General features: G+C 40.7%; 19 protein-coding genes and 1 pseudogene. 8 read left to right on the top strand and 12 right to left on the bottom strand.

From position 1 onward, the window contains the following. Positions 1-322: 322 nt before the first annotated feature. Positions 323-394: pseudogene (locus tag I3259_RS18170) on the top strand (DUF3149 domain-containing protein); the annotation flags it as partial. A gap of 191 nt (positions 395-585) precedes the next feature. After that, positions 586-1,170 carry a DNA endonuclease SmrA gene (gene smrA, locus I3259_RS18165; RefSeq protein WP_105060798.1) on the top strand — a complete coding sequence of 195 codons (585 nt, stop codon included), beginning with the start codon at positions 586-588 and terminating at the stop codon, positions 1,168-1,170. A gap of 52 nt (positions 1,171-1,222) precedes the next feature. Here smrA and I3259_RS18160 read toward each other — a convergent pair whose 3' ends face one another. The 5 genes from I3259_RS18160 to I3259_RS18140 form a co-directional block, all read right to left on the bottom strand. Next, positions 1,223-1,837 (bottom strand): LysE family translocator, encoded by a 615-nt coding sequence (locus tag I3259_RS18160; RefSeq protein WP_238031124.1) that lies wholly within the window; start codon positions 1,835-1,837, stop codon positions 1,223-1,225. Between the two features lie 133 nt (positions 1,838-1,970). After that, positions 1,971-2,888: a LysR family transcriptional regulator gene (locus I3259_RS18155; RefSeq protein ID WP_238031123.1), complete on the bottom strand. Its 918-nt coding sequence runs from the start codon at positions 2,886-2,888 to the stop codon at positions 1,971-1,973. A gap of 24 nt (positions 2,889-2,912) precedes the next feature. After that, positions 2,913-3,392 (bottom strand): Cys-tRNA(Pro) deacylase, encoded by a 480-nt coding sequence (gene ybaK, locus I3259_RS18150; RefSeq protein WP_238031122.1) that lies wholly within the window; start codon positions 3,390-3,392, stop codon positions 2,913-2,915. A 209-nt stretch (positions 3,393-3,601) separates the two neighbouring features. After that, positions 3,602-5,275: a bifunctional UDP-sugar hydrolase/5'-nucleotidase UshA gene (ushA, locus tag I3259_RS18145; protein WP_238031121.1), complete on the bottom strand. Its 1,674-nt coding sequence runs from the start codon at positions 5,273-5,275 to the stop codon at positions 3,602-3,604. Between the two features lie 311 nt (positions 5,276-5,586). Next, positions 5,587-6,945, bottom strand: a complete 1,359-nt coding sequence (locus tag I3259_RS18140; RefSeq protein ID WP_238031120.1) for a Na+/H+ antiporter NhaC family protein — start codon at positions 6,943-6,945, stop codon at positions 5,587-5,589. Positions 6,946-7,245: 300 nt separating this feature from the next. Here I3259_RS18140 and I3259_RS18135 point away from each other — a divergent pair, with 300 nt between their 5' ends. Next, positions 7,246-9,129: a methyl-accepting chemotaxis protein gene (locus I3259_RS18135; protein ID WP_238031119.1), complete on the top strand. Its 1,884-nt coding sequence runs from the start codon at positions 7,246-7,248 to the stop codon at positions 9,127-9,129. Positions 9,130-9,199: 70 nt separating this feature from the next. Here I3259_RS18135 and I3259_RS18130 read toward each other — a convergent pair whose 3' ends face one another. The 7 genes from I3259_RS18130 to hemA all read right to left on the bottom strand — a co-directional run bounded on the left by I3259_RS18130 (position 9,200) and on the right by hemA (position 16,098). Continuing rightward, positions 9,200-10,447 (bottom strand): HAAAP family serine/threonine permease, encoded by a 1,248-nt coding sequence (locus tag I3259_RS18130; protein ID WP_238031125.1) that lies wholly within the window; start codon positions 10,445-10,447, stop codon positions 9,200-9,202. 326 nt (positions 10,448-10,773) lie between these two features. Continuing rightward, on the bottom strand, positions 10,774-11,628 hold the full coding sequence (kdsA, locus tag I3259_RS18125) for a 3-deoxy-8-phosphooctulonate synthase (protein ID WP_238031118.1): 855 nt from the start codon (positions 11,626-11,628) through the stop codon (positions 10,774-10,776). 15 nt (positions 11,629-11,643) lie between these two features. Beyond that, positions 11,644-12,453 carry a SirB1 family protein gene (locus tag I3259_RS18120; RefSeq protein ID WP_238031117.1) on the bottom strand — a complete coding sequence of 270 codons (810 nt, stop codon included), beginning with the start codon at positions 12,451-12,453 and terminating at the stop codon, positions 11,644-11,646. Positions 12,454-12,466: 13 nt separating this feature from the next. After that, complete coding sequence (locus tag I3259_RS18115) at positions 12,467-12,847, bottom strand: SirB2 family protein (RefSeq protein WP_006646625.1); 381 nt, start codon at positions 12,845-12,847, stop codon at positions 12,467-12,469. A 2-nt stretch (positions 12,848-12,849) separates the two neighbouring features. After that, positions 12,850-13,704: a peptide chain release factor N(5)-glutamine methyltransferase gene (gene prmC / locus I3259_RS18110; protein WP_238031116.1), complete on the bottom strand. Its 855-nt coding sequence runs from the start codon at positions 13,702-13,704 to the stop codon at positions 12,850-12,852. Next, complete coding sequence (gene prfA, locus I3259_RS18105) at positions 13,704-14,792, bottom strand: peptide chain release factor 1 (RefSeq protein ID WP_238031115.1); 1,089 nt, start codon at positions 14,790-14,792, stop codon at positions 13,704-13,706. The genes prmC and prfA overlap by 1 nt, the downstream gene beginning before the upstream one ends. Positions 14,793-14,835: 43 nt before the next feature. After that, complete coding sequence (hemA, locus tag I3259_RS18100; protein WP_238031114.1) at positions 14,836-16,098, bottom strand: glutamyl-tRNA reductase; 1,263 nt, start codon at positions 16,096-16,098, stop codon at positions 14,836-14,838. A 214-nt stretch (positions 16,099-16,312) separates the two neighbouring features. Between hemA and lolB the strand changes: the two genes are divergently transcribed. From lolB to ychF, 5 genes are all read left to right on the top strand, one after another. Continuing rightward, positions 16,313-16,903 (top strand): lipoprotein insertase outer membrane protein LolB, encoded by a 591-nt coding sequence (gene lolB, locus I3259_RS18095; RefSeq protein ID WP_238031113.1) that lies wholly within the window; start codon positions 16,313-16,315, stop codon positions 16,901-16,903. Positions 16,904-16,945: 42 nt separating this feature from the next. Continuing rightward, entirely contained in the window at positions 16,946-17,824 is an 879-nt protein-coding gene (ispE, locus tag I3259_RS18090) for a 4-(cytidine 5'-diphospho)-2-C-methyl-D-erythritol kinase (RefSeq protein WP_238031112.1), read from the top strand. Between the two features lie 32 nt (positions 17,825-17,856). Continuing rightward, a complete protein-coding gene (locus I3259_RS18085; RefSeq protein ID WP_005370023.1) occupies positions 17,857-18,804 on the top strand; it encodes a ribose-phosphate pyrophosphokinase in 948 nt (315 codons plus the stop codon). A gap of 237 nt (positions 18,805-19,041) precedes the next feature. Further along, positions 19,042-19,632, top strand: a complete 591-nt coding sequence (pth, locus tag I3259_RS18080; RefSeq protein ID WP_045153818.1) for an aminoacyl-tRNA hydrolase — start codon at positions 19,042-19,044, stop codon at positions 19,630-19,632. A 97-nt stretch (positions 19,633-19,729) separates the two neighbouring features. After that, a complete protein-coding gene (ychF, locus tag I3259_RS18075; RefSeq protein ID WP_238031111.1) occupies positions 19,730-20,821 on the top strand; it encodes a redox-regulated ATPase YchF in 1,092 nt (363 codons plus the stop codon). Positions 20,822-21,186: the final 365 nt, after the last annotated feature.

The following is a 21,186-nucleotide window of genomic DNA, read 5'->3' as shown; positions in this document are numbered from 1 at the left end:
CCCCCGACCCTCTGGTCCCAAACCAGATGCGCTACCAAACTGCGCTATTCACCGACGAATTCAACAACGCTCTGCGTTATCGAGGTCGCTTATAATACTCGCCAAATTGATTTTAGCAAGCCCTATACGGTATTTTTTTTTGTAACTATTTTTTTTGCTCACCAAGCAATCAATTTTTAGCATTCTCGGTAACTTAAGTGATCTCAAACCCACAAATAAGTACAACAATGAAACAGCCTTTTTACTCTTATTCTAGATCATAACAACAGACAATATACATTGTTCAAATAACGGACATCATATCTAACCACAATGGATATTTATGAACTTTTGGTTAAACCTTTTATTTGGAAATAGTGTAGGACTCGCTACTGTACTAGTTATCTTTTCCGCTTTTATCCGAATGCTATTTTTATCTACACAACCGCAACACCTTCTCACCAGCCACTTTTTCAACCAACGTATTACATCTAGAGCTTATCTCTTAACCCTATTTTTCATCTCCTTTATCTATCACCATCAGCTAGGCAAGATTTTATTACACTTGTATAATCAATAGCATCGGTTACTTAAAGTGAAAGTCCTATGCCAGATAATAATGAATTAGATCTTTTTAAAGAAATGATGGCCGATGTTGCGCCAATCAAACAAGATACTGTGACCATTTCACAAAAATATCAGGTATCAGAATCTCAACTAGCTCGTCGTATTGCAGCTCAAAGCCTCGCAGAAAGTGATTCAGAGTACTTATCATTAGATAATGCCAAAATGGTAAAACCAGATGATATGATTGAATTTAAGCGAGATGGTGTACAAGAAGCTGTCTTTAGAAAAATGCGCCAGGGTAAATACGATATTCACGGTCGTTTAGATCTTCATAAAAAGTCATTACAACAAGCGCGTGATGAAATATTGGCATTTCTCAAGCAATCACAACGTTTAGATATTCGCACAGTTATGATTGTTCATGGTAAAGGTGAGCGTGCCAATCCCCCCGCATTAATGAAAAGCTATGTCACAACATGGTTAGAACAAATATCTGATGTGCTTTGCTTTCACTCTGCACAACGACAGCACGGTGGCACTGGGGCTTTATATGTCATGCTAAAGAAAAGTCCTGAGAAAAAAGCTGAAACACGAGAACGTCATCTAAATCGCCGCAGCGAGTAACTCAAATACAATAAAGAGCGGATTTACCGCTCTTTTCTTTTAAGCTTTAAAATCACACTAGCCAGAGTACACGACAAGCGAGCCCAATAAGCACAACACCTGATAAGCGATCAATCAATACTGCACGGGTGCGTAAGGTTTGTAACACTCGAGGGTATGACAACACACAAGCCACTAAGGTGTACCATAATCCATCCACTAATAGTGGTGTCGCTACAATAACGATTTTACTTCCTGTTTCTGTACCTAATGCAACAAATTGACTAAATAGAGCCAAAAAATATAACGCTAACTTAGGGTTTAATAATGAGATCATTAAACCATCTCTTGCCGCATGAAGGAGTGAAGAAGGCTTTCCTGCTGCAAGTTTTTCTGCAACGCCGCCTTTAGAACGCAGCGCATTAACGCCTAAATAGGCTAAGTAGCCAGCTCCTGCATAACTAATCATGTTAAATACGGTTGGTGATTGCTTTAAAACAACCGCAAGCCCTAATAATGTTAATAATGCATATAAACCTACTCCACAAGCATGCGACCAAGCCGTTACTAAGCCATGTTTACGCCCGCCTGTTAAGCTATGTTTAGCAACAACAGCAAGGCTAGGTCCTGGTGACATCGCCCCTAATATACAAATTAATAATAATGATAGCCAAACGCTAATGGTCATGATGTTCTCCTTACATTGGCAGAAAAAATACCAAGTAAGTGTTATAAGAAGAAATCAAAAGAAATCATTACGGCCATGATAAAAAATCATTACTTTCCATATCGTAAAAGCATATCACTGTTCATTAATGATTCTATTGCCCCATTGAATACAAAGAGCCTTTCATTAACGTTAGTACATGTTCTCGCAACCATTGATGGGATAATTCGTTGTTATATTTAGGATGCCATAGCAACCAATACTGATTCAGCACACTTGGAAATGGTAATGGCTTATAAACAATATTATAGAAATCTTGCATCGTAACGGCTATGTGTTCTGGAATAACAAGAAACATTTCAGTACGAGAAACAATACTTAAAGCAGAGCCGAAAAATGGCACTGTTGTTTGAATATGTCGCCGACAACCTAAAGTACGTAATTCCACATCAACGAAACTGTCTTTATCTCCACCACCGTTAACAGAAATATGATTGCAAGCAACAAAGTCTTGTACCGTTAAATCTAGCTTTGTATTTGCTAATGGGTGAGTTGCACTCATTACGCATACCGCACGATCAGAACCAATCTGTATACCTGATAATCCGGCAGGTATCTTTGGGGCCATCGTCGATACTAATTGAATATCGAGATCAGCTAATTGGTCGGTGTAACTTGGCGACCATAATTGATAACTCACATCAAGCAAAGGTGCGTGTAATGTTAATAACTCAACGATGTCAGGAAAGATATATTGCGCGACATAATCAGAAGATGACAAGACTATTTTCCCGCGCCAGTTATGCGGCGAGAATTGCTCTGGTTCAAACACCAAATCGCAATCGGTAAGCAGTGAGGTAATTTTATGTTGTAGTGATAGCGCGCGAGGAGTCGGTAATAAGCGATTTCCCTCACGCACGAACAAAGGATCAGAAAAAATTTCCCGTAATTGTGTCAGTTGCCGGCTTACTGCAGACTGCGTAATATGCAAACGCTCAGCCGTACGTGTTACATGGCACTCATCCAATAAGACATGTAATGTTCGAAGTAAGTTTAAATTAGGTACTGACACACTCTTCGCTCTCTATCCTTGTTATTAGTCTTCCTTGCCTATCGGGGCAAATTTACCGCCAGTTAAGCTAACTAAATCTTTTGCCGCAAGCTCTATTTCTAAACCGCGACGACCAGCACTAACACAAATAGTATCAAACGTTTCTGCGCTAGTATCAACAAAGGTTGGCAACCTCTTTTTTTGTCCTAACGGGCTAATACCACCCACTATGTACCCCGTTACTTTTTCAGCAAGCTTTGGATCGGCCATTTCAGCTTTCTTACCACCCGCTGCTTTAGCCGCAGCTTTTAAATCTAACATGCCAGAGACTGGAACCACCGCAACCGCTAAATTTTTAGGATCGCCATTTAATGCAAATAATAAGGTTTTAAATACGCGATTAGGATCTAACCCTAAAACTTCTGCCGCTTCATGACCAAAATTACTATTGGCTGGATCATGTTCATATTGATGAACTTGATACGAAATTTTTTGTTTCTTTGCTAATTTAATTGCTGGAGTCATTATTTTTCACTCTATTTATCACTCAAACAGCTGTGGTTAATTCCCCCTATCGCTCAAAAGCAACCAAAGAAATTAAGAACATCTGTTTACCTGTAATGATTATATCGTGAGTTGACAGTTTTCGGCTATATCCATCAAAAGAAGGATTTTAAATACAAAAAAGCGCATCGAATAAAATATCAGATGCGCTTTCGAACAATTAATATTGCTTATTTATAAACAATTTCACCTTTCGGCGCGAATTTGTTTACATCAATTGGTGAATTCGTTTCCAAGTATTGCTTTAATACTTCCGCATCAACAAATCCCGTATTTACATGGCCTTCGTGATCATTGATCTTCGGATAGCCGTCACCGCCTGCTGCGTTATAGCTTGGCACGGTGAAACGATAAGTCTTTTTCAAATCTAACGGTTTACCAGCAAACTTCACATCACTTACTTTGCCATTTTCAACAGTCATTGAAATACCGTAGAACTGTGCATAAGCACCAGAATCCGTCGGCTTGGTGGCAACAACATTCAGATAATCTAAAACTTCTTTACCTGACATATCTGTGTACGTCACGATATTGCCAAACGGTTGAACGGTTAATACATCTTTATAAGTAATGTCGCCGCCTTCAATTGAATCACGAACACCACCTGAGTTCATTACAGCAAAGTCCGCTTTAGCACGTTGCATGTGTGATGCGGCAATAAGACGACCTAAGTTTGTTTGCTCAAAGCGAACTACATTACGATCCCCTTCTAACTTACCGTTAGATTCTGCGATCTTAATATTTAGCTGATCTTGGCCTTGCTCTTGGTAGGGCTTTAGAAAGTTATAAACTTCTTCATTTTGCGCAATTTCATCTTGGATAAACACGCGCTTCTTCGTGCCATCTTCTAACTTAATCTTCTTCTTCAAGTTAACTGGTATTAAATCGTAACTAACCAGTGAAAGCTCACCATTTTGAAATTCAAAATCAGCACGGCCTACATACTTACCCCACTCATGGGCTTGTACAATCCATGTTCCTTTTTGCTGATCAGGAACACATTTATCACCGGGTTGGAAATTAGTATTTGCAACATTCGGGCTTTCCATACAGACAGGCTCTTGTGAGTGTCCCCCCACAATCATGTCCAGATCACCTTCATTTAAGTAACGTGCTAATGCCACATCACCTGGTGCATTAATCCCACGTTGACCATTTTCATAGTGACCCATATGCGTTGCAGCAATAATAACGTCTGGGTTTTCAGATTTTTTAAGCTCAGCAATCACTTTTTTGGCTTCAGCTTTAGGATCACGGAACTCAACACCACCGATAAACTCAGGGTTACCGATTTTAGCAGTGTCTTCTGTTGTTAATCCAATAACCGCAATTTTAATACCTTGTTGCTCAAAAATTTGATATGGCTGGAATAAACGTTCGCCTGTTTTCTTATCGTAAATGTTAGCTGAAAGCATTGGGAAATTAGCCCACTCTTCCTGCTTACGTAATACATCTAATGGATTATCAAATTCATGATTACCTAACGCCATTGCGTCATAACCCAGTAAGTTCATTCCTTTAAAATCTGGCTCTGCATCTTGAAGATCCGATTCCGGAACGCCGGTATTCACATCACCACCTGAGAGTAATAAGCTCGTACCACCCTCAGCCTTTACTTCTGCACGAATTTTATCTAGCAACGTTTTACGTGCTGCCATACCATATTCACCGTTTTGGTTTTGCCAAAAGCGACCATGGTTATCATTGGTATGAAGAATAGTAATTCGATAAGTCGTATCAGCATCCCATGCTGGAGAGGCTTTTTCCGCTGTCGTAGCACAACCTGAAAGAACGGCAACGAGAGCGGCGCTTAATGCTGTTTTAGCAAATAGGCGTTGCTTCATGGTATCCACCTTAACTGTATTTTTAATGGCGATTTCAAACGAAAATAATATTTCGTCAAACCGGTACAAATTAATCAGTCACATTTTCACCACAAAAACATGTCGTTAAAAGTAAAACAATGTGACCAATATCGCCAGTGTAACGAAATAAACACGGATGACTTTTCCATTTTAATTTTTTGTTAACAGGATCACTTTTAGTCTCTCAAAACCCTTGTTTATGTCACATCAACGCACAAAAAAGCCCAGTAAATACTGGGCTTTTATCAAATACTTATCATCAATACTGTTTTACAGCGAGTAACGTCACATTATGCATTCGACAGTTTTCGACTCGGATGCTTTAACATAATAGCAACGATTGCGGCAAAGGCTAAAAAGAAACAGTAATAAGAGTGTGCAACTATATCTAATGGTGATAATTCAAACACAGAACCAAGAAGTAACGCTTGTGCTCCGTATGGCAAAATGCCTTGAACCACGCACGAAAAAATATCTAATAAACTGGCTGAACGACGCGGTGTAACACCATTTTCATCAGCCAATTCACGAGCAACACCACCAGAAACAATAATGGCAACAGTATTATTTGCCGTACATAAGTTAGTTAAACTGACCAAACCAGCAATACCAAACTCACTCGCACGTAAGTTTTCAGACGCCTGATGTTTTTTGCTAAAAACATTAATTACACGGCTGATGGTTTGAGTTAAAAAAGCTAAACCACCTTGTTGGCGCATTAATTCACTAATACCGCCAATTAACATCGATAGCAGGAAAATTTCCTGCATATTGCCAAAGCCACCATAAATATCTTTGCCAAAGCTTGTTAAACTATAATCAGCAACAGATGATAGCCCTACACCACCCGCCAATAAAATACCAATCGATAGTACGACAAACACATTAACGCCAGACACTGCGAGTACCAAAATAGTGATATAAGGAATGACTTTTAACCATTCAATAGGCGTTGTTTCAGGTAACTGTGTAACCGAGCTATTAAACGCAAATAATAAAATCGCAGCAATCGCAGCAGGTAAAGCAATTTTAATGTTTTCACGGAATTTATCTTTCATCTGACAGCCTTGTGAGCGCGTTGCTGCAATCGTGGTATCAGAAATAATAGAAAGGTTGTCCCCAAACATTGCGCCACTGAGTACAACACCTGCGGTTAATGCGACATCCATACCTGACGCATGTGCAATACCTAATGCTACAGGCGCTACAGCGGCAATCGTCCCCATTGATGTTCCCATCGCTGTGGCAATAAAAGCAGAAATAATAAAAATACCCGGTAAGATCATACTGGCTGGAATTAATGATAAGCCAAGGTTTACCGTTGCATCGACCCCACCAGATGCCTTAGCAACAGAAGCAAAAGCACCTGCCAATAAGTAAATCATACACATAGCGATAATATCGCTATGACCTACACCACGAATAAATTGCTCTATCGCTTTATTCAATTTTTCTTTGCTTAATAAAATTGCAACAACAACAGCAGGCAAAGCCGCGACAGGGGCTGGTAATTGATAAAAAGCGAAATCAACCCCTTGCATAGTAAGATAGGTGCCAACACCAATGAACAACGCTAAAAAAATACCCAGCGGTAATAGTGCTAATGCAGAAGGTGAAATGGTTTGATTTTTTTTATCCGTGTTTGGCATGGCGACTACTGAAATTCTATTTATAAATTCGTTCTAAGACTAAAGGGATGCGGTCATAGTGTCAACATCTAGACGTCTAAACATCCAAAAGATATGTAACTAAATTACATAATCAGTCAAATTAGTTTTGTTTTTGTATTTTATGACAAGAAAAGCGCTTATCTTGTAGTAAAAAGACTAAAAATGGAATGATCATCACTCAATTAAATAACACTAATAACAATTATGTTATTTAAGATGCATCAATGATAAACAACCGCTAAAATCCGCTAACATTTTACTGGATTTTAGGGATATATAATGCAGTTAACATTAAAACAAAAACTTATTGTCGCCAGTTTGTCGGCAGTTTTAGTGATGGCGACTGCACTCACTTGGCTCGCTGCTAATCAAATAGATACTCAGGCTAAGAATGAACTTTATACTCGTGCAAGTAGCCTAACAGCTGCGGTTAGTGGCAGTATTGACGACTGGGTGAGCATTCGTACTAATATTATCGACTCAGTAGCTATCGGTAATTCTGAGGTTGCTATGGTCCCCTCTTTAAAACAAGCCCGTTTAGCTGGTCAATTTGAAGATATTTACTTCGGCAGCACCGCCGGTATCGCCACCAGCTCTTTTGCTGAGCGTGATTTATCTGCCGTCGATCCTCGACCTCGTCCTTGGTACCAACAAGCACAAAAAGCGAATGAAACCATCATATCGTCAGCATATATGGACACCTTAACTAAAGCTAAAATGGTGACTATCGCTAAACCTATTTACAGTAATTCCACTTTTATCGGTGTTATTGGTGCTGATATTTTGATCACTCAATTAATCGACGATATCGTCAATTTGAATGTCGGTCAAAATGCATTTGCAATGTTGATCAATAAAAAAGACGCAACATTTATTGCTCATCCAGATCAACAGCTATTGCTACAACCTATTTCACGTTACAGCAATGCACTGTCTATTAATTATATTGAGCAGCAGATTCATAATAATGCACTCGCTAATCTCACCATTAACGATCAGCCTAAACTACTCTATTTTGCCAATATTCCTCATACTGATTGGATATTGGCCATCAATATGGATAAAAAAACCGAAGAAGCCAGTCATAAAGCATTACTGTATAAACTGCTTCTTACTGCTGCGGTTATTGCCCTATTAGTTATTACCACTGTGGCATGGTTAGTTAACTTCTTGTTCCGCGATTTAGATCGCGTATCAAACGCACTAGCAGAAATAGCCAGCGGTAAAGGTGATCTAACTCAGCGTATTGAGCCAAAGAGCAATGATGAAGTCGGTCAACTTGCCAATAACTTCAACCAGTTCGTTGGTAACATGCATCAAATGGTGGCGCGTTTAAGCCATGTATCTCAATCACTCAGTCAGCAATCACATTTAACAGCGACCCAAGCAGAAGAGCGCAGTACCCGTATTCAACATCAACAAGATGAAATCAATATGGTCGCAACAGCTATTAACGAAATGGCAGCGGCAACCAAAGAAATTGCATCTAATGCTGAAAATACGGCACGCACGGCTGAAGAAACGGTGATGGCATCGAATCATGGTGCAACTCAGGTCAACCAAAGCCAACAATCCATTTCGAGTTTGGCGCAAGAAGTTGAAACGGCGACGACAGTGATCAGCGATCTTAATAGCCATGCCCAGAGCATCAATACGATTCTTTCGACTATCCAAGGTATTGCAGAGCAAACAAATTTACTGGCATTAAATGCCGCCATTGAAGCTGCACGCGCAGGTGAACAAGGTCGTGGGTTTGCAGTTGTTGCAGATGAAGTACGAGTATTAAGCCAACGTACCCATGCTTCTACCCAAGAAATTCAACAGATGATTGAAACGCTACAACAAACCACAGGGCAAGCCGTTGGGATCATGGAAGATAGCCGTCATCTATCTGAAACCAGTGTTGATGATGCAAGCTCAGCTTCTGCTAGCTTGGCGCAAATTACCAGTGCTGTTAATAACATCAATGATATGGCAACCCAAATCGCCTCTGCCGCGGAAGAACAATCCTCTGTCACATCCGAGATCACGCGCAATACAGAGGGGATCCGTGATGTATCAAACGAGTTGGCTGTTGAAGCTAATGAAGCCGCAAAGCAAGCAGCTGAATTGTCAGAGCTCTCTTATGAACTACAGCAAGAAATCAACCGCTTTAAATTGTAATATCTCTAAATAAACAAAAAGGCTTGCGTATAACGCAAGCCTTTCTTTTAGCAGCCAGTTTAAAACTAGCTTACACTAAGCTAAAAATAATTGCCGCGACAGCTAAACATCCCATCAATAAAATAAACCAAGTACTGATTTTACCTCGATACATTTTCAGGCTTTCAATTCGATATACCGCAAGCATTGGCATAATAAAAAGTATCATCGCAATCACAGGGCCAGACAACGCTTCCATCATCCCTAAAATACTTGGGTTCATAACGGCAGCAAACCAAATAGAGAAGAACATGATCACCACACCGATCTTGTCGATGGTCTTTAATGGCAATGATGTTTGTTTCGCTACAATGCCATTGAAGCTTTCGCGCGCGCCCATAAAGTGTCCTAAAAACGATGATGTAATCGCAATAAAAGCAATTAAAGGGCCTAGCAACATAACAAAATGGCTGTCTTTAACATTCGCTAAATAAGATAGAACTGACACATTATCCGCTTTTGCTTGCTGCAATTGCTCAGGCGATAAACTCAATACACATGAGAAAACAAAGAACAACACAAAGGCAATGAGCATGACTGAGGTCCGCTTTAAAATCGCTTCTGATTTCTGTTTGGCCCCCTCTGAATATTGACGACGTTGTGCATTCACAAAGCCAGATACCACTGGCGTGTAGCTAAAAGCAAAAACCACAACGGGAATAGCTAACCATAATGATGCGCTAAAGTCGGTGATACTTTGAGAGAAATTAAAATTAGGTACATGCCAGCTTGGGATCAAATAAATGGAAATCCCCGCAAGAATAAATGCCAGTGGGTAGACAATCACTTCAAATGCTTTAAGCATCGCTTTTTCACCCGCAAGCATTACAGTAATCATCAAAAAGACTAATCCACCCGATAGTAATACTCGAGACGGTGCTTGCCAGCCTAATTGGTGAACAATAAAACTATCAACAGTGTTAGTTAAACCTACACCATAAATAAGTAAAATAGGAAAAATAGAAAGAAAATACAGAACTGAAATTAGGCGTCCATAACGAGAGCCAAAGTGTTCTTCTACAACATCGGTAAAGTCAGCATCAGAGGAGGAAGAGGATAAAACAAAGCGCGCTAACCCACGGTGTGCCCAAAATGTCATTGGACCTGCTAATAATGCCATTATAACAAGTGACCAGAATCCACCCGAGCCTATATTGATAGGTAAAAATAGAATACCCGCCCCTACAGATGTACCAAACAAACTTAACATCCAACGGGTGTCATGCGGTGTCCATTTAGATGAATGTGCTGCTATCTCTTTTTTGGGATGCTCTTGGATTGTTGTTAATGACACAAGTGACTCTCTAACCTAATAAAATCTGTCGCAAGTATGAAACGACAAACTATAAGTTTCAAAATCAACATGACAAACATCACACTAAATAACCCATACCCATAAAGCATGAGCACTACAAAACAAACAAACAACAACATATAAATTCAAATAATAGTGAAAAATAAAGAACAAAATATCGTATTTATATATTTATCAAACTTTCATATATCGAACACTTATCATACAAAATATCCTTTTCCCCTTTAATAGGCAATAAAAAAGCCCAGTGGTTGATACTCACTGAGCTCTAATAGAACAATGAAAAATACTTAGTTCACTTCAATCGGAGCAAAGCTCTTAATCAAATCATCAAGCTGTTTAATTTGCGCTAAAAACGGTTCTAGCTTATCGAGTGGAAATGCTGATGGGCCATCACAACGCGCGAGATCTGGTGTAGGGTGTGCTTCCATAAATAGGCCTGCAATACCTGTTGCAATACCAGAACGAGCAAGATCAACAGTTTGCTCACGACGACCACCTGATGCGGCACCTAGTGGATCACGACATTGTAAGGCGTGAGTCACATCAAAGATTATTGGACTCCCCTTTGATGCTTTTTTCATTACATCAAAACCAAGCATATCAACCACTAAGTTATCATAACCGTGTAGTACACCACGCTCACATAAGATCACATTGTGATTATCACATTCCGCAAATTTCTCAACAATATTACCCACTTGACCAGGGCTCATGAACTGTGGTTTTTTTACATTAATCACGGCACCTGTTTTCGCCATTGCTTCAACAAGATCAGTTTGACGAGCAAGAAACGCAGGAAGTTGAATCACATCAACCACATCAGCAACAGGTTGTGCTTGCTCTTTCTCATGAATATCCGTAATGATTTTTACGCCAAACGTATCTTTAAGCTCTTGGAAGATCTTTAAACCTTCTTCCATACCAGGACCTCGGTATGAATGAACAGATGAACGATTAGCCTTATCAAAAGAAGCTTTAAATACGTAAGGAATACCTAACTTCTCAGTAACCTTCACGTAATGCTCACACATTTTCATCGCTAAGTCGCGAGACTCAAGCACGTTCATGCCACCAAATAAAACAAATGGCTTATCATTTGCAACATCAATATCGCCAATGCGAACAGTTTTTTGTTCCATCATATTCGTTGTTCTCTTCTAGTGTAGAATCAGAGGCTCATCAAAGAGTGTCTCTACTTGAGTTTTGAGTAAATCAGCGGCTGGATCTTCAGGACATTGCTCAATAAAGTATGAATAATCCATCGCTGCTGCGTGATTACAATCAAGCTGTTGATAAATATAGCCTCGATCACGGATCTCATGGGGATCACCAGGGCTAAACAACAACGCAAGATCACTACAACGTAAGGCATCAGTAAAATGTTCTTCACGAAGAAGTGCACTTTTCATTACCGTTAACCAACGCGTTAAAATTTCATGATTTTGCTGCGTTTTAAGGTACTCAGGTTTGAGCTCAGTAAAAGGGCCACGATGGCCAATCAACCAACTACGTAAAACATGTGTGCTAACAAACTCACCATCAAACGGATTAATATATTGAACATCACCTTCTGACCATGTCGCCTTTAATAAAAACTGAGTCGGAAAGCCTACGCTTTCAATTGGTAGATCAAGGTGCTGAGATAAATAAAGAAACAAAGCACCAAGACTTACAGGGATCCCCTTTCGACGCTCTAGTACTTTATCTAAGAATGCATTATCTGACGAAAAGTATTGTTGGTGATCGCCTTGAAAGCCCCATTCACGATAAAAAAGGCGTAAAAGCCCCTCTAAACGTAAACGAGGATTAACTTCTTCCATTAATGTTTGCTCAGCTTCCTGTGCTAATTGAGATAGCTTTAGCTCCACCCATTGGGTTGGAAATTCAGGAACAATGTCCTTCATCATCTCAATGGCACCATTAACTAATGGCTGTGAATTTAATTCGTCTTCATTAAACAGCATCATGATCTAACCTAACTTAACCTAAAATTGGCGTTTTCGTTACCGCCAATTGCGCAGCTAAAAATACCCAGCCTAATGCGCCTAAAAAGGCAAATGTCTTAAAGACTTTATTCTTACCCATATGCAGTGTGACATAACCAAGAGCAATATATGCGAGTACACAAGTTAGCTTTTCAGTTAACCAACCATTACCTGCCGTAAAAGGCATAAACCCTGTTATAAATATCAATGCTACACCACTTGCTAAAAGCGCTGTATCGACAATATGAGGTGTGATTTTGAAAAACTTTTTATTTAACAGTGATGAGTTTGCCATCATCATGATATAGCGAGTCACAAACAGTAAAACACTGAGTGCGATTGCAACTAAATGAAGATGTTTCATAGCCATATACATAATTATAATTCTCCTTGCCAGCAACCCATCGTGACACGATCGAGCCCAGCATAATCTTGACTGGTAGATACTTGTTGGTAGCCTAGCTGCTCTAAAATAGTTCTAACTGCCAAGCCTTGTTCAAAGCCATGCTCCATTAACAACCAACCACCTACCATTAAGTGTTTACGTCCTTGTGCACTAATAATTCGGATATCAGCTAAGCCATTATCATCAGCAACTAATGCACTCTTTGGTTCAAAACGGACATCACCTTGAACTAAATGTGGGTCAGCTTGATCAATATAGGGCGGATTACTTACTATTACATCAAACACATCATTGTCTTGTAATGGTGAATACCAGCTTCCCGCTAAAAAACGGGTATTTAATATTGATAAACGTTGGCTATTTTCATGTGCAAGTTCAGCCGCTTCTTGACGTAAATCAATGCCTGTAACCTGCAAACTTGGGCACTCTGAAGCAATTGCCAGTGCAATAGCACCGGTTCCTGTGCCTAAATCCAGTACTTTGGTAGTAGCACTTGTGATTTTATCTAACGCAAGTTCAACCAAACGCTCAGTATCAGGACGTGGGATCAAGGTTGAAGGTGAGACTTTTAATGGCAATGACCAAAACTCACGCTCACCAACAATATACGCAATAGGTTCACCATTTAGGCGGCGTTCAAGCACTCCCATAAAAGCATTATATTGATCATTGTCTAGTTGCTTTTCAGGCCACGTTAATAAATAACTACGTGGTTTATCAAGCACATGACATAACAACACAGCACTATCAAGTTGCGGACTCTCAGAGCCCGCACTTGCTAGTTGTTCAGTGGTTTGCTTTAGCAAATATTCAATGCTTTGAGGCATTAGTTTTGCTCAGACATCGCAGCTAGCTGATCTGCTTGGTATTCAGTAAATACAGGTTGGATCAATGCATCTAAATCACCTTCCATTACTTCATTTAAGCGGTAAAGTGTCAGTGTAATACGGTGATCAGAAACACGACCTTGTGGGTAGTTGTAAGTACGAATACGGTCAGAGCGATCGCCTGAACCTAGTAGATTACGACGTGTGCTCGCTTCTTCAGCATGACGTTTTTCTTCTTCAGCTTTGATAATACGAGCAGCAAGTACCGACATCGCTTTCGCTTTGTTCTTATGCTGTGAACGCTCATCCTGACACTCAACAACAATACCTGTTGGTAAGTGAGTAATACGGATTGCAGAATCGGTGGTGTTAACGTGCTGACCACCCGCACCTGATGAACGGAAGGTATCAATACGTAGATCGCCGGCATTAATTTCTGGAATTTCTGCTTCAGGAATTTCAGGTAATACCGCAACAGTACAAGCTGATGTATGTACACGACCTTGAGATTCTGTCGCAGGAACACGCTGAACGCGGTGACCGCCTGACTCAAATTTCAAAATACCGTAAGCACCATCACCGTTAACTTTAGCGATCATCTCTTTATAACCACCTTGTTCTGAACGGTTTTCATTGATGATCTCAATACGCCAGCCACGACGTTCTGCATATTTGCTGTACATACGGAAAAGATCACCAGCAAAGATACCCGCTTCATCACCACCCGCACCTGCACGGATTTCTACAAAACAGTTACGATCATCGTTAGGATCTTTAGGAATCAATAACACCTGAAGTTCATCAGCTAAGCGTTCAATTTCAGCTTTGGCTTCTTTGATCTCTTCTTGTGCCATTTCGCGCATTTCTGCATCGTCTTCCTGCGCCATTTCTTCTGCAGCGACTAAATCTTCTTTTGCTTGTTGGTAAGCTTGAAAACACTTAGTTACTTCTTCTAGCTGAGAGTATTCTTTTGATAGCGTACGAAAACGGTTTTGATCCGCAAGAACACTTGGATCACCAAGGAGATGTTGAACTTCTTCGTAACGTTCAACAAGAGTTTCTAATTTAACTAAAATTGATTGCTTCATAATCTTCTAATAGTGCTGAGCGAAAGCCAAAGGCGATCAACTACTAATCGTTATAGGAATCCAGACCGAGTGCTTCACGAATCACAGCTAATTTTTCAGATTCGCCATTTTTTGCGACCTGCTGCATAGCCTTGGTTGGTGCATGGATAAGCTTATTGGTAAGTTTATTACTGAGCTCTGCTAACGCCTTTTCAGGCTCGGTACCGTTAGCAATGGCTTGGAGACTACGTTGTAGTAACTCCTGTTTTATTTGTTCGGCTAATTGACGATAATCACGAATACTATCAACCGCTTCAAGTGAGCGTAACCACTGCATAAATACAGCACTTTCTTCGCTTACAATCGCCTCAGCTTGAATCGCTGCTACTTTACGCTGCTCACGGTTCTTCTCTACAATAGAGTGAAGATCATCAACAGAATATAAGTAAGCATCGTTCAACTCACCCACTTGTTGTTCTATATCTCTAGGCACTGCAATATCCACCAACAGCATAGGCTGATGACGACGTTGCTTTAATGCCATTTCAACCATCCCTTTACCAACAATAGGTAATGGGCTTGCAGTTGAACTAATAACAATATCTGCGCGATGGAGATGGTCGGGAATATCTTCAAGACTGATCACCTCTGCACCAAACTCACGTGCAATGCCTTCCGCTCTTTCACGCGTACGGTTAGCAACAATCAAACTATTACAACCTTGTTCAACGACATGGCGAGAAACAAGTTCAATCGTTTCGCCTGCGCCAACCAATAAAATAGTGACACCAGATAAAGACTCAAAAATTTGTCGCGCTAAAGAACACGCCGCATAAGCTACTGAGACGGCATTACCGCCAATATCAGTTTCAGTACGTACGCGTTTCGCTACTGTAAAGGTTTTTTGAAACAGCTTTTCTAAGGTGCCACCTACTGCTTCATTGTCTTTTGATTCCGAATAAGACTGCTTCACCTGTCCTAGGATTTGCGGCTCGCCCAATACTAACGAATCAAGGCCACAGGCAACACGCATTAAATGACGTGCAGCCGCTTGCTCTTCATGAAAGTACAGGCTTGGCATCAGTTCTTCGGCTGTGATCTGATGAAATTTGGTCAACCAGTCAATGATCACACCCGGCCCTGACTGTGAGATCTCACAGTAAACTTCAGTACGGTTACAGGTAGATACTATAACCCCACTTAATACCTCAGGGTGGTTTTTCAGCTGCTGCAACGCTAAAGAAAGCTTTTCAGGAGAAAAAGCCACTTTTTCGCGTAAATCAACAGAAGCTGTTTTATGGTTGATTCCTAATGCAAGCAAGGTCATGGAGACGGTGTACCCACTTCGCCGGTGAAAAAATCTAAGGAGGGGATTTTACTTGATGCCCTGACTTAATAAAAGGTAGCTGACGTAATCAATCAATAATGACTGCATTTTTATTACCTTATTTGCCTAAATTACCCCTTATTTTTGCTTAAAATTTGGCTTTAATTAAAATAATCGTTATTGTTTTTGCTCATTCTTATTACGAGCTTTCATCATGAGATTACGTAATTTAGCCTTTATTGCTATTACATTTGCCTTATTATCTGGCTGTGCACAAACGCCCAAAAACACCGCAAAAGTAGATTGGGACACGCACCAAGCACAATTAAAGCGTCTAACGGATTATCAAGCAAAAGGTGTGTTTGGCTATTTAAGCCCTGAGCAACGCATATCTCTCACCTTTAACTGGAAAAACCATGATGATGAGTACCAGTTAATCTTAACAAAAATGTACAAAACCGTCCTGAATCTCAATGTAAAATCAGATCATGTCACGCTAATCGATCCTGATGGTAAAACCTATCATGGCACTGATGCGGCGCAATTAGTTAAACAATTAACAGGGATCGAATTACCCTTATCACAAATGCGCGATTGGCTGATTGGTTTACCAACCGCTGCTGATACTTATCAGCTAAACAATAACGATCAAGTTGCTTATCTTGCCAAAGAGATTAATGGTCAAGTATGGGAAATGCACTACAACACGTATAATGATCAAAGCCCTGCATTACCCACACAAATGGTACTAAACCAAGGTCAACTCAAAATTAAAATTAAAATCTCTAACTGGTTAGCGAATTAAACAGCGAAGCATTTACGATAACTTAAAATAAACGAGCATTGCATGAGTCAATACATTCCTTTTGGTGTCGCAAGCCAATGGCCAGCGCCAGCAAAACTGAACTTATTTTTATACATTACCGGCCAACGTCCAAATGGTTACCATGATTTACAGACGCTGTTTCAATTTATCGATTATGGCGATACATTAACCATCACGCCACGTCGTGATAACCAAGTGAATTTGACGCCTGCAATTAAAGGCGTTAAAACCGAAGATAACCTTATTTATCGCGCTGCAAATGCACTTCGTCAAGCAGCAAATTGTGAATTAGGTGCCGATATTCATATTGATAAAATCCTTCCCATGGGAGGCGGTCTTGGTGGCGGCTCTTCTAATGCAGCAACCGCATTAGTCGCCCTCAATTATCTTTGGCAAACTCAACTCTCGGTTGATGAATTAGCGAATATTGGTCTTAAATTAGGTGCCGATGTCCCTGTTTTTGTCCGTGGTAACAGCGCATTTGCTGAGGGTATTGGCGAAAAACTGCAACCCGCCGAACCTCAAGAAAAATGGTTCTTAGTCGCAAAGCCTGATATTAGTATTGCAACTGTCGATATTTTCACCCATCCTGAACTTCCGCGTAATACTAAAAAACGTAGCCTAGATGCACTGTTACGTGGAGTTTACGAAAACGATTGCGAAAAAATTGTAAGAAGTCTTAATCCCGAGGTTGATCAGGCGCTTTCGTGGCTGTTAGAATACGCGCCGTCAAGATTGACTGGCACTGGCGCTTGTGTGTTTTCGGAATTTAACACTCAACAAGAAGCCAACGCAATCCTGAACATTTTACCTGACTGGCTCCACGGATTTGTCGCAAAAGGTGTCAACACGTCTCCTCTTATGACAGCCTTAGCCGCACATTCTACGGATTGTCAGTAATTACAACTTGGACGCAACCTGAGGTTTACACCGTGCCTGATATGAAGCTGTTTGCTGGTAACGCAACACCAGAACTAGCCCAACGCATCGCTGATCGTCTTTATATTTCCTTGGGAGATGCTACGGTTAACCGTTTCTCCGATGGTGAAGTATGTGTACAAATTAATGAAAACGTACGTGGTAGCGACGTATTCATTATCCAATCAACTTGTGCACCAACGAACGACAACCTAATGGAACTGGTTGTTATGATCGATGCACTACGCCGCGCTTCAGCGGGCCGTATTACTGCTGTAATTCCATACTTTGGTTATGCTCGCCAAGATCGCCGCGTTCGCTCTGCTCGTGTGCCGATTACTGCTAAAGTTGTTGCTGATTTCCTTTCTAACGTAGGTGTTGATCGTGTCTTAACGGTTGACCTGCACGCAGAACAAATCCAAGGTTTCTTCGACGTACCTGTTGATAACGTATTTGGTAGCCCTGTGTTACTTGAAGATATGCTAGCAAAAGATCTACAAGATCCAGTGGTTGTTTCTCCTGATATCGGTGGTGTTGTACGTGCTCGTGCAATCGCTAAACTACTTGATGACACCGATATTGCTATCATTGATAAGCGTCGCCCTCGTGCAAACGTTTCTCAGGTTATGCATCTAATCGGTGATGTTGAAGGCCGTGACTGTATTATCGTTGATGATATGATTGATACCGGTGGCACATTGTGTAAAGCAGCTGAAGCGCTAAAAGAACGCGGTGCTAAGCGTGTATTTGCTTACGCAACTCACCCAGTATTTTCAGGTAGTGCACTAGAGAATATCCGTGAATCTGTTATCGATGAAATTATCGTTACAGACTCAATTACGCTAACAAAAGAAATTGAAGCAACGGGTAAAGTATCAGTATTAACACTGTCAGGTATGCTAGCTGAAGCTATTCGTCGCATTAGCAACGAAGAGTCAATTTCAGCAATGTTTGAACACTAATTTGCTCACTCGGTTAGATTGCCTTCATTTAACCAAATAAGATATTTAACGCCTCGCTACTGCGAGGCGTTTTCTTTTGTCTAGCAGGCAAAAACAGTGACGATGAAGAGCCATATCAATTTTAGTTAATTTAATATAATATATGGCGCGTTTTGAGCCCGACTCCCAGTAACTCATTGTCACTATAATTTCAGGTGCAACCCGCTAAGTTACTGGTAAATGACAAGAGAGATAAACGTGAGTAATAATATTCGTTTGCTTGTTGGCCTCGCTAATCCGGGTCAAGAGTACGCTAACACCCGCCATAATGCAGGAGCATGGGTCGTTGAAGAACTAGCACGCGTCCACAATGTAACCCTTCGCCCTGATCCCAAATATTTTGGTTTAACAGGAAGGATTACAGCCAATGGACAAGATCTTCGCTTATTGATCCCATCGACTTTTATGAACCTGTCAGGAAAGTCGGTTGCTGCGTTAGCTAACTTCTTCCAAATCAAACCCGAAGAAATTTTAGTTGCTCACGATGAATTAGATTTACCACCTGGTGTTGCTAAATTTAAAAAAGGTGGTGGTCATGGCGGACATAATGGTCTTCGCGATATCATTAGCAAAATGGGCAATAATAAAGATTTCTATCGTCTGAGGATCGCTATCGGTCATCCAGGCGATAAAAACAAAGTCGCTGGCTACGTGCTTGGAAAAGCACCAGCTAAAGAGCAAGAATTAATTGATGCCGCAGTAGATGAATCTGTTCGCTGTATTGATATCTTGCTTAAAGACGGCTTAACAAAGGCGCAAAATCGCCTACATACATTCAAAGCAGAATAGCCACACACTTTCGCGTACTATTTTGCCGCTATAGTTGCAGTCATTCGTACTATAGTTGAGTTGTTACACAGAATAATCACCAAAAGGGTTTTAAACCATGGGTTTTAAATGCGGTATCGTAGGTCTACCAAACGTTGGTAAGTCAACTCTATTCAACGCCTTAACAAAAGCAGGCATTGAAGCAGCAAACTTCCCGTTCTGTACTATTGAACCAAACACAGGTGTAGTTCCTGTTCCTGATCCACGTATGGATGCATTGGCAGTTTTCGTTAATCCAGAACGCATTCTACCAACGACAATGGAATTTGTTGATATCGCGGGTCTCGTTGCTGGTGCATCAAAAGGTGAAGGCCTTGGTAACAAGTTCCTAGCTAACATCCGTGAAACAGATGCTATTGGTCACGTTGTACGTTGTTTTGAAAACGACAACATTGTCCACGTTGCTGGTCGTATCGATCCTCTAGAAGATATCGATATTATCAACCTTGAGCTTGCGATGGCTGACCTAGATACGTGTGAACGTGCTATTTTCCGTCTAGCTAAGCGTGCTAAAGGCGGCGATAACGATGCTAAGTTTGAAATCAAAGTACTAGAAAAGATGCTTCCTGTACTAACAGAAGGCGGCATGGCTCGTTCAATGGAATTAAGCAAAGAAGAGTTAGCTGCAATTGACTACCTACACTTCTTAACGCTTAAACCAACGATGTACATTGCTAACGTGAATGATGACGGTTTTGAAAATAACCCATTCCTTGACAAAGTGATTGCACGCGCAGCAGAAGAAAATGCTGTTGTTGTTCCAGTATGTGCGGCAATGGAATCAGAGATCGCTGAACTGGATGACGAAGATCGTGAAGAATTCCTTGCTGATATGGGTATCGAAGAACCTGGTCTTAACCGCGTGATCCGTTCAGGTTATGAACTACTGTCTCTTCAGACTTACTTTACTGCTGGTGTTAAAGAAGTGCGTGCATGGACTATCCCTGTAGGTGCAACAGCGCCAAAAGCAGCAGGTGTTATCCACACTGACTTCGAAAAAGGCTTCATCCGTGCAGAAGTTATTGGCTATGACGATTACATCAATTGCGGTGGTGAGTCAGGAGCTAAAGAAGCAGGTAAATGGCGTTTAGAAGGTAAAGAATACGTTGTTAAAGACGGTGATGTTGTTCACTTCCGTTTTAACGTGTAATTTTTAGCCAAGTCGCTAGCCTCACAAATACGATAAGCCAGCTTTTTAGCTGGTTTATTTTTATCTCAAAAGAAATTTTCTCATTTGTTAGCAATATAAATAACTTGATAATGTTCACATTTATTGAAGTTTTAAGCTGACAATCATAATTTCAGTTTGTCATTCGCACACATCGTCCAAATATGCGCCGAACAAACGGAATTTGACGATATATTTAAAAAAACTATTGACGGTTTTGGTTGGTATGAGCATAATGCGCCCCGTTCCCAACACAGTGGCTCACTAAGAAATACTGTGAAAAATCGGAAAATGGCTACGTAGCTCAGTTGGTTAGAGCACATCACTCATAATGATGGGGTCACAGG

This window comes from Photobacterium sp. Ph5 (genome assembly GCF_022129445.1).
GTDB lineage: Bacteria > Pseudomonadota > Gammaproteobacteria > Enterobacterales > Vibrionaceae > Photobacterium.
Note: the sequence above shows the minus strand (reverse complement) of the source record. Positions and strands in the feature narration are given on the sequence as shown.